Origin of the sequence: Curtobacterium sp. 'Ferrero', from assembly GCF_002412165.1 — a bacterium.
GTDB lineage: Bacteria > Actinomycetota > Actinomycetes > Actinomycetales > Microbacteriaceae > Curtobacterium.
Genome location: NZ_NXIA01000010.1, coordinates 121,699 through 134,434 on the forward strand (window position 1 = coordinate 121,699; position 12,736 = coordinate 134,434).

General features: G+C 72.3%; 14 protein-coding genes. 7 read left to right on the top strand and 7 right to left on the bottom strand.

The features are described 5' to 3' along the window. The first annotated feature begins 9 nt into the window (after nucleotides 1–9). Genes uraD through Csp2054_RS10625 form a run of 4 tightly spaced genes read left to right on the top strand, consistent with a single transcriptional unit; the run spans nucleotide 10 to nucleotide 2,411 of the window. Nucleotides 10–504, top strand: coding sequence for a 2-oxo-4-hydroxy-4-carboxy-5-ureidoimidazoline decarboxylase (gene uraD / locus Csp2054_RS10610; RefSeq protein WP_096899280.1), 495 nt, complete (start codon nucleotides 10–12; stop codon nucleotides 502–504). Continuing rightward, on the top strand, nucleotides 501–830 hold the full coding sequence (uraH, locus tag Csp2054_RS10615) for a hydroxyisourate hydrolase (RefSeq protein WP_096899281.1): 330 nt from the start codon (nucleotides 501–503) through the stop codon (nucleotides 828–830). The genes uraD and uraH overlap by 4 nt, the downstream gene beginning before the upstream one ends. A gap of 5 nt (nucleotides 831–835) precedes the next feature. Next, nucleotides 836–1,810, top strand: a complete 975-nt coding sequence (pucL, locus tag Csp2054_RS10620; protein WP_096899282.1) for a factor-independent urate hydroxylase — start codon at nucleotides 836–838, stop codon at nucleotides 1,808–1,810. 13 nt (nucleotides 1,811–1,823) lie between these two features. Beyond that, on the top strand, nucleotides 1,824–2,411 hold the full coding sequence (locus Csp2054_RS10625) for an NTP transferase domain-containing protein (protein ID WP_255252700.1): 588 nt from the start codon (nucleotides 1,824–1,826) through the stop codon (nucleotides 2,409–2,411). On the opposite strand, the gene Csp2054_RS10630 is transcribed toward Csp2054_RS10625, so the two are convergent. Beyond that, complete coding sequence (locus Csp2054_RS10630) at nucleotides 2,408–3,496, bottom strand: Ku protein (protein ID WP_096899283.1); 1,089 nt, start codon at nucleotides 3,494–3,496, stop codon at nucleotides 2,408–2,410. The genes Csp2054_RS10625 and Csp2054_RS10630 overlap by 4 nt on opposite strands. A 106-nt stretch (nucleotides 3,497–3,602) precedes the next feature. Here Csp2054_RS10630 and Csp2054_RS10635 point away from each other — a divergent pair, with 106 nt between their 5' ends. From Csp2054_RS10635 to Csp2054_RS18105, 3 genes are all read left to right on the top strand, one after another. After that, nucleotides 3,603–4,493, top strand: a complete 891-nt coding sequence (locus Csp2054_RS10635; RefSeq protein WP_096899284.1) for an SDR family oxidoreductase — start codon at nucleotides 3,603–3,605, stop codon at nucleotides 4,491–4,493. After that, a complete protein-coding gene (locus Csp2054_RS10640; RefSeq protein ID WP_096899285.1) occupies nucleotides 4,490–6,985 on the top strand; it encodes an ATP-dependent DNA ligase in 2,496 nt (831 codons plus the stop codon). Before Csp2054_RS10635 ends, Csp2054_RS10640 begins: the two co-directional genes overlap by 4 nt. Nucleotides 6,986–7,123: 138 nt before the next feature. Beyond that, complete coding sequence (locus tag Csp2054_RS18105) at nucleotides 7,124–7,297, top strand: hypothetical protein (RefSeq protein ID WP_176491656.1); 174 nt, start codon at nucleotides 7,124–7,126, stop codon at nucleotides 7,295–7,297. A 44-nt stretch (nucleotides 7,298–7,341) separates the two neighbouring features. Here the strand turns inward: Csp2054_RS18105 and Csp2054_RS18110 are convergent, their stop codons facing one another. The 6 genes from Csp2054_RS18110 to Csp2054_RS10665 all read right to left on the bottom strand — a co-directional run bounded on the left by Csp2054_RS18110 (nucleotide 7,342) and on the right by Csp2054_RS10665 (nucleotide 12,434). Next, nucleotides 7,342–7,509 (bottom strand): hypothetical protein, encoded by a 168-nt coding sequence (locus tag Csp2054_RS18110; protein ID WP_176491657.1) that lies wholly within the window; start codon nucleotides 7,507–7,509, stop codon nucleotides 7,342–7,344. 10 nt (nucleotides 7,510–7,519) lie between these two features. After that, nucleotides 7,520–8,521: a sugar phosphate isomerase/epimerase family protein gene (locus tag Csp2054_RS10645; RefSeq protein ID WP_176491658.1), complete on the bottom strand. Its 1,002-nt coding sequence runs from the start codon at nucleotides 8,519–8,521 to the stop codon at nucleotides 7,520–7,522. A gap of 179 nt (nucleotides 8,522–8,700) precedes the next feature. Next, nucleotides 8,701–9,384, bottom strand: a complete 684-nt coding sequence (locus Csp2054_RS10650; RefSeq protein ID WP_096899287.1) for a fumarylacetoacetate hydrolase family protein — start codon at nucleotides 9,382–9,384, stop codon at nucleotides 8,701–8,703. Between the two features lie 38 nt (nucleotides 9,385–9,422). Then, nucleotides 9,423–9,626, bottom strand: coding sequence for a hypothetical protein (locus Csp2054_RS10655; RefSeq protein ID WP_096899288.1), 204 nt, complete (start codon nucleotides 9,624–9,626; stop codon nucleotides 9,423–9,425). A gap of 1 nt (nucleotide 9,627) precedes the next feature. Then, the gene (locus Csp2054_RS10660; RefSeq protein ID WP_096899289.1) at nucleotides 9,628–9,960 is read right to left on the bottom strand and encodes a hypothetical protein; all 333 of its coding nucleotides are present in this window, start codon (nucleotides 9,958–9,960) and stop codon (nucleotides 9,628–9,630) included. A gap of 89 nt (nucleotides 9,961–10,049) precedes the next feature. Next, nucleotides 10,050–12,434, bottom strand: coding sequence for a phosphoketolase (locus Csp2054_RS10665; protein WP_096899290.1), 2,385 nt, complete (start codon nucleotides 12,432–12,434; stop codon nucleotides 10,050–10,052). Between the last annotated feature and the right edge of the window lie 302 nt (nucleotides 12,435–12,736).

Consider the following 12,736-nt stretch of genomic DNA (forward strand, 5'->3'; position numbering starts at 1 on the left):
GGAGGACCGATGGACATCCACGAACTCGACGCGCTCGACGACGGACCGGCACGCGAGCTCGTGACGAGCTGGGCAGCGGTGCCGCGGTGGGTCGACGGCGTCGTCACCGCACGGCCGTACGGCTCCGTGTCCGCGCTCCGCGAGCACGCCGCGGTGCTCGCGTCGACCTGGACCGACGACGAGGTGGCGGCCGCCCTCGCGCACCACCCGAGGATCGGCGACCGACCGGTCGGGGACGACGCTTCCGCTGCAGCGTCCCGCCACGAGCAGTCGTCCTCGGCGGACGCCGACGCCGCGACGGCCGCGGCGATCCGGGACGGCAACGGCACGTACGAACGACGGTTCGACCGGGTGTTCCTGGTCCGGGCAGCCGGGAGGACAGCTCCCGAGATCCTCGCCGAGCTCGAGCGGCGACTCGGCAACGACGACGCCACCGAGCGCGCCGAGGTGGCCGAGGAGCTGCGTGCGATCGCCCTGCTGCGACTCGAGCGGAGCGTCTCGTGAGCCACCTGACGACCCACGTCCTCGACACCACGAACGGACGACCCGCGGCGGGCGTCGCCGTGCTGCTGACCGGCCCGGACGGCACGGTGGTCGCGACCGCGACGACCGACGTGGACGGCCGGGTCGGCACCCTCGGGCCCGACGTGCTCGCGCCGGGGGACTGGACCCTGACCTTCGCGACCGGCGACTACTGGCGGGCAGCGGGCGTGACCGCCTTCCACCCGCGCGTCGCCGTCGTCGTGACCGTGCCGACCGATCCGGCACCGCACTACCACGTGCCGCTGCTCGTGAACCCGTTCGCCTACTCCACCTACCGAGGGAGCTGACCCCCATGACGAAGACCACCAGCCGCGCCGACACCACCAGCACCGCCGTCCCGGCGGACCGCTCCGCCGGGACCAGCGTCCGGCTCGGCGCGAACCAGTACGGCAAGGCGGAGGTCCGCCTGGTGCGCGTCACCCGCGACACCGAGCGCCACGAGATCGAGGACCTGACCGTCTCGACGCAGCTCCGTGGTGCCGCGCTCGCCGACTCGTACACCGACGGGGACAACGCCAAGGTCGTCGCCACGGACACGCAGAAGAACACCGTGTACGCGTTCGCGAAGGAGCACGGGGTGCACAGCCCCGAGGAGTTCCTGCTGCGGCTCGGCCGGCACTTCACGACGGCCTACGACTGGTACGAGGGGGCGACCCTGTCGGCCGAGCAGCACGCGTGGTCCCGGATCCCGGTCGACGGGGTGCCCCACGACCACTCGTTCGTCCGGTCGGGCAGCGGCACCCGCACCGCCGTCGTGCAGGTCGACGGCGCGGACGTGCACGTGCTCGCCGGCGTGACGGACCTCACCGTGCTCAAGTCCACCGGCAGCGAGTTCCACGGGTTCCCCCGCGACGGCTACACGACGCTCAGCGAGACGGACGACCGCATCCTCGCCACGTCCGTCACCGCCCGCTGGCGCTACCGGCCCGAGGCCGTCGAGGCGGGCATCGACTTCAACGCGCTCTACGACGGCGTCCTCGAGCACCTGCTCGCCGCGTTCGCGGACCTGCACTCCCTCGCGCTCCAGCAGACCCTCTTCGCGATGGGCCGGGCGGCGATCGAGGCGTTCCCGGAGCTCGCCGAGGTCCGGTTCTCGATGCCGAACAAGCACCACTTCCTCGTCGACCTCGCCCCGTTCGGTCTCGACAACCCGAACGAGGTGTTCTTCGCCGCCGACCGACCCTACGGGCTCATCTCCGGGACCGTCGTCCGGGACGGGGTCCCGGAGGCGCCGGCCGCTTGGGCCACCGTGCCCGGGTTCGTCTGAGGGCGGGGTGCCGGTGGACCGGGTCGCGGGACTCGTGCTCGCCGCCGGGCAGGGGCGCCGGATGGGCCGACCGAAGGCCCTCGTCCGGACCGCCGCGGGGGAGCCCTGGACCGTGCGCGCCGCGCAGGTGCTGATGGACGGCGGGTGCTCCGACGTCACGGTGGTGCTCGGCGCCGCCGCGGCGCCCGCACGGGAGCTGCTCGCCGACCTGCCCGCCGCGACGGTCGTGATCGCGACCGACTGGCACCGTGGGCTGAGCGCGTCGCTCCTCGCCGGTCTGTCGTCGCTGCGGGGACGGGAGGACGTCACCGCGGCCCTCGTCACGCTCGTGGACACCCCGGGGCTCCCGCCGAGCGCCGTCGCCCGGGTGCTCGGCGCGGGGTCGGTCGACGGCGCGACCCTCCGACGGGCCGTGCACCGAGGCCGGCCCGGTCACCCGGTGCTGATCGGCCGGGACCACTGGGAACCCCTGGCCGCGGTGCTGACCGGGGACGCGGGCGCCGGACCGTACCTCCGCTCGCATCGGGTGTCGGCGATCGAGAGCGGTGACCTCTGGGACGGCGAGGACGTCGACGCGATCGAGCGACCCGGCGTGGACTAGCTCGCGCGCTTCTTCGCGGCGGGCTTCCGGGCGGGCGTCTCCTGCGCCGATGACTGCTTCGCCGACGTCTTCTTGGCCGACGTCTTCTGCGTCGATGACTTCTGCGCGGGCGCCTTCTCGGTCGTGCTCTGCTTCGCGGGCGTCTTCTTCGCGGGCGTCCTCTTCGCGGGAGCCTTCTTCGCGGGCGTCTTCTTCTCTGTCGGAGTCTCCTCCGCAGGTCCCGCGTCAGCGGCGTCGTCGGTCGTGGAGTCCGCCCGTGCGGACCGCGACCCGCCCCGGGAACGCGACCCCGAGCCTCCCGTCCGCTTCTTGTCGACGGACGCCCGCAGGGCGGCCATCAGGTCGATGACGTCCCCGCCCTCGTCGTCGTCCTCGTCGCGCTCGCCGAAGGTCTCCGCCGTGTCGACGTCGTCGCCGGACGCGAGCTTGGCGTCGATGAGCTGCTGCAGCTCCTCCTGGTAGGAGTCCGTGTAGCGGTCGGGGTCGAAGTCGGCGGACATGCTGTCGACGAGCGACGACGACATCTTCAGCTCGTTCGCGCTGACCTTCGTCGAGGCGTCCAGCGACGGGAAGTCGGCGGCCCGGACCTCGTCGCCCCAGAGCAGCCCCTGGAGCAGGATGACGTCGTCGTGCACGCGCAGCACGCCGAGCCGGGTCTTCTGCCGGAGCGTGAACTGCACGATCGCCAGCCGGTCGGTCTTCGCGAGCGTCTCCCGGAGGAGCACGTACGCCTTCGGGGACCGCGAGTCGGGCTCGAGGTAGTACGACTTCTCGAACATCATCGGGTCGACCTGCTCGACGGGCACGAACTCGAGGACCTCGATCTCGTGCGACTGCTCCTCGGGTAGCTGCTTGAAGTCGTCCGCGGTGAGCACCACGGTCTTCTCGCCGTCGTCGTACGCGCGCTGGATGTCGGCGTACTCGACCTCGTGGCCGAACTCGCACACGCGCTTGTACCGGATGCGGCCCTTGTCCTCGTCGTGCACCTGGTGGAGCGAGACGTCGTGGGTCTCGGTCGCGGCGTAGACCTTGATGGGCACGTTGACGAGCCCGAACGCGATGGAGCCCTTCCAGATCGACCTCATGGGGGACATGATGCCCGTCCCTGCACAGGAGCGCCCGGAGGGAGGGGTTGTCCACCGTTCCCCGTTCACTGGACCGTCCCCGGGCGCGGGCGAGCACGATGAGGGCATGAGCCAGCTCGACAAGCAGGACCCACGCTCGCAGTACGCTCGGCCGCCCTTCCCCGCGCAGACGCAGCAGGGCGCCGGGCTCGCGAGCGCGATGGACCCGGCACCCGACCACGGCGAGACCGGGTACCAGGGCACGGGACGGATGCGCGGCTACCGCGTGCTCGTCACCGGAGCCGACTCCGGTATCGGCAGGGCGGCGGCGATCGCGATGGCGAAGGAGGGGGCGGACGCCGCCCTGAACGCCTTGCCCGAGGAACGCAGCGACCTCGAGGAGGTCCGAGACGTCATCGGAGCCCTCGGGCGGAAGGCGGTGCTGCTGCCGGGCGACCTCACCGACGAGGGGTTCTGCGCCGCACTCGTCCACGACGCCGTCAGCTCGCTCGGCGGCCTCGACGCCCTCGTCACCGTCGCGGGGTCCCAGCAGGTGCACGAGGACGTGACGGAGCAGACGACCGAGTCGTTCGACCGGACGCTCAAGGTCAACCTGTACTCGCTGTTCTGGCTGGTCCGGGCCGCGGTGCCGCACCTGGCGCCCGGGAGCGCCATCGTCACGACGAGCTCGGTGTCCGCCTACGAGCCCCAGGCGCGGATGATCGACTACGCAGCGACCAAGTCGGCGATCATCACGTACACGAACGGTCTCGCGCGGCAGTTGGCGGCGCGGGGCATCCGGGCGAACACCGTCGTGCCCGGGCCGGTCTGGACACCACTGCAGCCCGTCAGCTACCCGGGCGACGAGATCGCGCACTACGGCGAGGGCACCCCGTTCGGACGCCCCGCACAACCCGTCGAGCTCGGCAGCGCGTACGTGTACCTCGCCGGGCCGGAGTCGTCCTACACCTCCGGCTCCACCCTGACGGTGGCGGGAGCGACCGGGGTCGCGCTGTGAGCCCGGTCGCGAAGCGGCGCACCGTCCTCGTCGGTGGCCGGACGATCAGTCTCAGCAACACCGACAAGGTGCTCTACCCGGAGACCGGCACGACGAAGGGCCGGGTGATCGAGTACTACGAGCGCGTCGCGCCCTGGATGATCCCGCACGTCAAGGACCGCCCGGTGACCAGGAAGCGCTGGGCGAACGGCGTCGACGGGAAGGTCTTCTTCGAGAAGAACCTCCCCGACTCCGCACCCGACTGGGTCCGGCACCACACCATCGCCCACAAGGAGCACGACACCGAGTACCCGATCGTCGACGACGTCGCGACGCTCGTCTGGATGGCGCAGCAGGCCGCGCTCGAGCTGCACGTGCCGCAGTGGCGCTTCGGCCCGCGCGGCGGACACCAGAACCCCGACCGGCTCGTGCTCGACCTCGACCCCGGTGACGGCGTCGGACTGCCGGAGTGCGTCGAGGTCGCGGTCGCGGCGCGGGAGGTCCTGCAGGGGATGGGCCTCGACCCGTACCCGGTGACGTCCGGCTCGAAGGGCATCCACCTCTACGCCGCGCTCGACGGCCGCGCGACGACCGCGCAGGTCTCCGAGGTGGCACACGAACTCGCCCGGGCGCTCGAGCAGGACCTGCCCGACCTGATCCTGTCCTCCATGAGCCGCGCCGAACGCGCCGGCAAGGTCTTCGTGGACTGGTCGCAGAACAACGGCAACAAGACCACGATCGCCCCGTACTCGCTGCGCGGGCGCGACCGCCCGACGGTCGCCGCCCCGCGGACCTGGGACGAGTTGACCCAGCGCGGGCTCGCGCAGCTCACGCTGGACGAGGTCCTCGACCGTCTGGAGGCCCGTGGGGACCTCCTGCACCCGGTCGCGTCCGCCTCGTTGTCGGTCGGCAGGGACGACGCCGGGCACTGGGACAGCGACCGGACGGCCGACGCGAACCAGGCGAGCGAGGACCGCCTCAGCGCCTACCGCGCCAAGCGCGACGCCGCCAGGACCCCGGAGCCCGTACCCGCCGGGCCGCCGACGGTCCGACAGGACGGCGTGCCCACCTTCGTCATCCAGGAGCACCACGCCACCCGGGACCACTACGACTTCCGGCTCGAGCACGACGGCGTCCTCGTGAGCTGGGCCCTGCCGAAGGGCGAACCGACCGGCCCGGGGAAGAACCACCTCGCCGTGCAGACCGAGGACCACCCGCTCGAGTACGGCTCGTTCGAGGGGACGATCCCGCAGGCCGAGTACGGCGGCGGCACGGTCACCATCTGGGACGACGGCACGTACGAGCTCGAGAAGTGGCGCGACGGAGAAGAGGTCATCGTCACCCTCCACGGCCGGACCGGCGGTGCACGACGCCTCGCGCTGCTGCACACCCGGGGTCGCGGACGGGGGCGGGACGGCGACGAGAAGAACTGGCTCATCCACCGCACGAAGGACCAGCCCGATCGTGAACCGGGCCGCGCGGCGGACGGGTCGCCCGCGGGATCGGATCGGCCCTCCCGGTCGACGGTCCGGGCGACCAGTCCGTCCTCCGAGCGACCGGAGGAACGCCGCACGATGCAGGCCAGCCTGGCGAAGGGCGAACCACGGCTTGATCCCGCCGAGTGGGCGTTCGAACTGAAGTGGGACGGCGTCCGAGCCCTCGCGACCGTGCGCGACGGCCGGGTCACCCTGCGGAGCCGGAACGGCAACGACCTGACCGCGCAGTACCCCGAACTGCAGGAGCTCGCGCAGCGGGCAGGGGTCGACGGCGTCTACGACGGTGAGATCGTCGCGCTCGACGACCGCGGGCGCCCCTCGTTCCAGCTGCTGCAGAACCGGATGGGGCTCACGAAGGCGCGAGAGGTCGACGCTGCGAGAGCCGCGACCCCCGTCCGGCTGCTGCTGTTCGACGTGCTCGAGGCCGACGGTCACGAGCTCACCCGGCACGGGTACACGGCGCGGCGCCAGGCGTTGGCCACGGTCGTCGACCCGGGCGGCGTCATCGAGGTCCCCGATGCGGTCGCGGGCGACTTCGCCACGGCGCTCGCCGAGTCCGCCCGTCGGGGACTCGAGGGGGTGGTCGCGAAGAAGCGCGCCGCGAAGTACGCCGAGGGCCGACGGTCGGAGGCCTGGCTCAAGGTGAAGCACCACGCGACCCAGGAGGTCGTCGTCGGCGGGTGGCGCCCGGGGAGCGGGCGCCGGGCGGGCGGGATCGGGTCGCTGCTGCTCGGCGTCCCGGGTGCCGAGGGGTTGGAGTACGTCGGCAAGGTCGGCACCGGGTTCAGCGACCGTGACCTGGACGCCGTGCTCGCCGTGCTCGAGCCGCTGGGACGGGAGACCTCGCCGTTCGTGGACGTCCCCCGTGCGGACGCGCGGGACGCCCACTGGGTACGTCCGTCACGCGTGGGCGAGGTCCGGTTCGCCGAGTGGACCGTGGACGGCCGGCTCCGGCAACCGTCGTGGCGCGGGTGGCGGGACGACAAGCAGCCGGAGGACGTCGTGCGGGAGACCTGAGCCGATGCGTCCGCATGCGCTCCGCCCGAGGCGAACTTCCGTCCCCCGATCGGCGTGCTTCCGGGGGACGATCGCCCCGCCGCAGGTCGCGCGACGGTCCAGGGCTGTTACCGTCGCCTCGACGGAAGGGGCACGACCATGGGCGCCAGCAACTACCTCCCGCCGTTCACCGCCGCCGAGCGCAGCGCGATCTCCGGCGAGCGTGCGCGTCGGGCTGCGGTCGAACCCGCCACGCCGGCCGACCCCGGGGCATCGGTCGGGGACGGCGAGGTCACCTACGCGGACTTCCTCGGTGACGAGGTGGAGGACTAGGCGCGGGGCCCGACGTGTCAGGGAGCCGGAGCGGGCCCGACGTGTCAGGGAGCCGGAGCGGGCCCGTCCGCCGGCGCGGCGTCGTCCGCCACGGGGAGGTCCTCCTCGACGAGGTCGTCCTCGTCCGGCTCGGTCACGTCAGCCGCAGCAGCCTTCGCTTCGTCGATGGCGTCCTGCGAGCGGCGGAGGAGTTCGTCGTCGTGATCGGTCATGCGCTCGACGCTACGCCGGCGTCCCTGTGTCGGCATCGCGTCGACGGGTCGGGCGGGCCGGGAGGTCGAGCGACGGCGTCGCCGGTCGGACGGGACGAGGCTCGCTGACCGGCTCGTAGTCCACCGCGGAGGTCGGCGCGGGGGTGGACGGCATCGCGGGAGCCGCAGGGGCGTCGTACGCGTCCGCGGCGTCGAGCACGGCCCGTGTGGCAGCGGCGGCGATCCGCAGTGCGTCGGCCGTGGGCATCGCTCGGTGTGCGGGCGTGCGGACCTCGACACCCCACGGTTCGTCGAAGCCGAGGTCACGGACGACCCGGACGAAGCCGGGGAGGTCCCACGCGCCCGAGCCGGGCAGGTGCCGCGCCCAGCGGGACTCCTCCTGGAGCGTCATGCCGGACGGGGTGTGCAGGAGCCCGTCACTCAGCTCGACCGCGGCGAGGGTCGCCGGGGTGACGCCCCCTGCGATCGACGCCAGGGTCGAACCACCGCGGAGCGCGTGCATGGCGTCCACCAGCAGTCCGGAGTTCGGGTGCCCGGCCGTGGACACGAACCGCGACGCGCGCTCCACGGTCGACAGGTTCGACCACGGCTCGGCCTCGAGCACCAGCTGTGCGCCGAGCTGTTCGGTCCGGTCGGCGAGCCGGAGCCAGTCGTCGACCATGCCCGCGGGCGACCCACCGGTCACGGACGTGTCCGCGCGGACGACGACCTGCCAGGCCCGCAGTGCCGCCGTGGCCTCGAAGACCACCCCGGCGTCGGCCTCGTCGTCGGTCGACCGGTCCGGTGCCGCCCACCACCGGTCCAGCGGGCCGAGCTGCACCCAGACGATGCCCGCTCCGTCGAGGAGCCGACGCAGTGCCGCGAAACCGATGGTCGCACGCACCTCGTGCAGGTCGTCGACGGTGAGCGACAGACCGGCGAACCCGGCGGTCCCGACGGCGCGGACCCGGTCGCCGATCGGCTCGTCGCCCGCCCAGGTCGAGGACGTGGCGAGCAGGTCGTGTTCCAACACGGCGGCACCTCCGAAGCCCGGACACCCGTCCGCTCCCCGCGCCCGCGATGTCCGTGATGTGTCAGCGCCGCTGACCCCCGACGCTGCCTCGATTCGTACGCCCTCGGGCTGCGAGCGCTCCCAGTCGGTCGTCACACCGCCGCAACACGGCGATCGCGGCGGAGACCGATGCGGACGGGTCAGACGATCCGGGTGGTGAGCGCCCCGACGCCCTCGATCCGCGCGTCGACCACGTCACCGCGCACGAGCGGCCCGACGCCGTCCGGTGTGCCGGTCATGAGCAGGTCTCCCGGGGCGAGGGCCACCGAACGGGACAGCGCGGCGATGGTCTCACCGACCGACCAGATCTGGTCCGCCAGGTCGCCGGTCTGCCGGACGACGCCGTTGACGCGCAACTCGATCGCGCCCGCGTCGGGGTCGACCCCAGCGGCGGGGACCAGCGCTCCGAGCGGTGCCGACGCGTCGAACCCCTTCGCCGCGTCCCACGGGCGCCCGGCCCGCTTCGCCTCGGCCTGCAGGTCGCGTCGGGTCAGGTCGAGCCCGACGGTGTACCCCCACACCAGCCCGAGCGCTTCGGCGACCGGGACGTCACGTCCGCCGGAGCCGAGGGCCACCACGAGCTCCACCTCGTGCTCCAGCCGGGACGTCGCCGGCGGGTACGGGGTGTCGGCGCCGTCGACGACGATCGCATCGGCCGGCTTGCCGAAGAAGAACGGGGGCTCACGGTCGGGGTCGTGGCCCATCTCGCGTGCGTGGGCGGCGTAGTTCCTGCCGACGCAGAACACCCGGCGGACGGGGAACCGGCCTCCGGAGGTGGTCGGGACAGCGGGCTGCGGCGGGGCCGGGATGACGAAGTCGCTCACCGCACCACCTTGTCACGGTGGCCCGGGGTCGGATCCGCTCAGCCCTCGGCGAGTGAGGCCTCGGCTCGGAGCTCCCGAGCGCGTGCGCGCTCCTCGCGCTCGCGTCGTTCGATGCGCATCTCCTCGAGTTCCGCGAGCGAACCGTCGGACCGGATGATGGGACCGTAGTGCGGATCACGCAACAGCCTGGCGGTGCTGCGCTCGAAGCGGGCGCACAGCTGGAAGAAGCGTTCGTCGTCCATGTCACTGATCACTCCGTGTCTCCTTGCGTCGTCGTTGTGCCTCGCGGTACTCGTGCACGTCCAGCGCTCGTTCCATCCAGACGTCATCCGTCGTCGACCATGCACGAGTCAGCACGGCGTGCGCCATCAGTGCCGCGACGTCGTGGTCACGGTCGCGCTCGGAGAAAGCCCGTTCGGCGATCCACGACCAACGCTGCCACCAGTGGTCGTGGTGGGCCAAGAACTTCGTGTTCCGCCGAGCCCGACGCCCCTCGACCACCGTCACGACGAGGCTCGCCACCGCGACGGCCGCACCCACGAGCGACACCACCGCGCTCGACCATCCCACGTCCATGCCCCGATCCTGACGCGACAGGACCGGCCACGCGACGGGCGTGACCGGTCCTGTGGACGGTGGTCCGGGCCTCCCGGCCGGTGCAGGAACTACTGGTCCTGCGGCCAGCCCGCGAACTCCCACCCGGCGACGCTGGGGTGGTCCTCGCCCCGGGAGTACGCGTACGTCCGCGCTGCCTCGCGGGCGGCGGTCAGCCGGTCCAGCAGCTCGGCGTGCGCCGTCGCGTCGACGCGCTCGAGCGCATCGTGTGCGAGGGCGAACCGGTCCATCTCGTTGCGCATGAGCATGTCGAACGGTGTCGTGGTCGTGCCCTGCTCCTGGAACCCGTGGACGTGCAGGTCGTCGTGCCCGTGGCGCCGGTAGGTCAGCTGGTGCACGAGCGCCGGGTAGCCGTGGAAGGCGAACACGGCGGGGGTGCCGGGGAGGAAGACCTCGTCGTAGCGGTCGTCCGACACGGGGTGCTCGTGCTTCCTCGGATCACCGATCGAGAGCAGGTCGACGACGTTCACCACACGGACCCCGACGCCGGGCGCGTGCTCCCGGATGATCGACGCGGCGGCGAGCGTCTCGACCGTCGGGACGTCCCCCGCGCACACCAGGACGACGTCGGCGCGTCCGACGGTCGACTCCGTGCCGGCCCAGTCCCACACGCCGAGGCCGGCCGCAGCGTGCGCGATGGCGTCGGGCAGCGACAGGAACACCGGCTCGGGGTGCTTCCCGGCGACGATCACCTCGATGCGGTTCGTCGTCTCGAACGCGTGCGCGGCGACGGCGAGCAGGGTGTTCGCGTCCGCCGGGAGCTTGATGCGGACGAGGTCCTGCTGCTTCGACGCGACGACGTCGAGGAAGCCGGGGTCCTGGTGGGAGAACCCGTTGTGGTCCTGGCGCCACACGTGCGACGAGAGCAGGATCGACAGGTTCGACACCGGCATCCGCCAGTCGAGCTCGGCCGACGACTCCAGCCACTTCGCGTACTGCCCCACCATCGAGTCGATGATGTGGGCGAAGGCTTCGTACGTGTTGAGCAGACCGTGCCGTCCCGTCAGGACGTAGCCCTCGAGCAGACCCTCGAGGACGTGCTCGGACAGCACCTCGATGACGCGACCGCGCGCGGCGAGGTGCTCGTCGCCGGGAGCCCGGTCCGCCCGCCACACCCGTGCGGTGACGTCGAAGAGCGCGTCGAGCTTGTTCGAGACGGTCTCGTCCGGACCGAAGGCGCGGAACGTGGACGGGTTGCGTTCGACGAGCGCGGCGAGCCACGGCCCGAGGGTCCCGGTGGCGGACGCCTGCGTGCCCGACTCGACCCCGAAGTCGTCGATCGCGGGGAGGTCGAGTGCTGTGCGGAGCCGACCACCGTTCGCGAACGGTGAGGCGCTCATCCGGTGGTCGCCCTCCGGCCGGATCGAGGTGAGGATGCCGATGGGCTGGCCCTGCTCGTCGAACAGCTCCTCCGGTCGGTAGGAGCGCATCCACTCCTCGAGTCGGCCGCGGTCCTCGTCGTTCGTGCGCACGTCGGGCAGCGGGATCTGGTGCGAGTGGAAGGAACCCTCGTTCGGGCCGGTCCACCCCTTCGGCGTGCGGAGGATGATCATCGGCCACCGCGGTCGGAGGGCCGTCGCACCGGCGGGCTGTCCCGCGGCCGCTCGTGCTGCCTGGGCCCGGGCGGCCGCCTGGATGTCGTCGATCGTGGCGAGCGCGCGTCGCAGGGCGCCGTCGAGCAGGGCGTGGACGGCGTAGGGGTCGTGGTCGACGCGCGCGGAGTCGACGATGATCGGCTCGTAGCCGTGACCGCGGAACGTGGCGGTGAGGTCCTCCTCCGGGATGCGGGCGAGCACCGTCGGGTTCGCGATCTTCCACCCGTTGAGGTTGAGGATCGGCAGGACGGCGCCGTCGGCGACCGGGTCGAGGAAGGTGTGGGCCTGCCAGGACGCGGCGAGCGGACCGGTCTCGGCCTCGCCGTCGCCGACCACGCACGCCACGACGAGGTCAGGGTTGTCGAGCGCAGCACCGTAGGCGTGCGCCAGGGAGTAGCCGAGCTCGCCGCCCTCGTTGATGGAGCCGGGTGTCTCGGGGGCGGCGTGTGACGGGATGCCGCCCGGGAACGAGAACTGGCGGAAGAACTGCTGCAGACCGGCGGGGTCGGGCGTGATCTCGGGGTAGAGCTCGCTCCAGGTGCCGTCGAGCCAGGCGTTCGCGTTCATGGCCGGGCCGCCGTGGCCGGGCCCGCACACGTAGAGCAGGTCACGGCCCGTCTCGGCGATCAGCGCGTTGCAGTGGGCGTAGACGAGGTTCAGCGCGGGCGAGGTCCCCCAGTGGCCGAGCAGCCGGGGCTTGATGTCGTCGGGCTCGATCGGCCGCGTGAGCAAGGGGTTGTCGAGCAGGTGGATCTGCCCGGCGGTGAGGTAGTTCGCGGCGCGCCACCAGGCGTCGATCGCGCGGATGCGGTCGGTGGTCGCGATGGGTGCGGGGGACATGCCCCCACGGTACGGACGGCGGCCGTCGGGACTTCCAGAAAAACTTCCAAACCGTTCCGCGGGGGGTGCCGAATCACTGGCACAAGGGCAAACGCCCAGGACGCTCTCCGGTCACATTCGGCCGGTATTCGTCGTGCACCCAGGTGAATGGCACCGGGGCGTCCGACGGGGGCCACCGGCCGGAGCACCGAAACAGCAAAGGAACGAAACCATGCGCAAGAGCCTGAAGACCTCGATCACCCTCGCCACGACCGGCGCGCTCGTCCTCGGTGGCGCCGCGTTCGGCGTGAACGCCGCGCAGG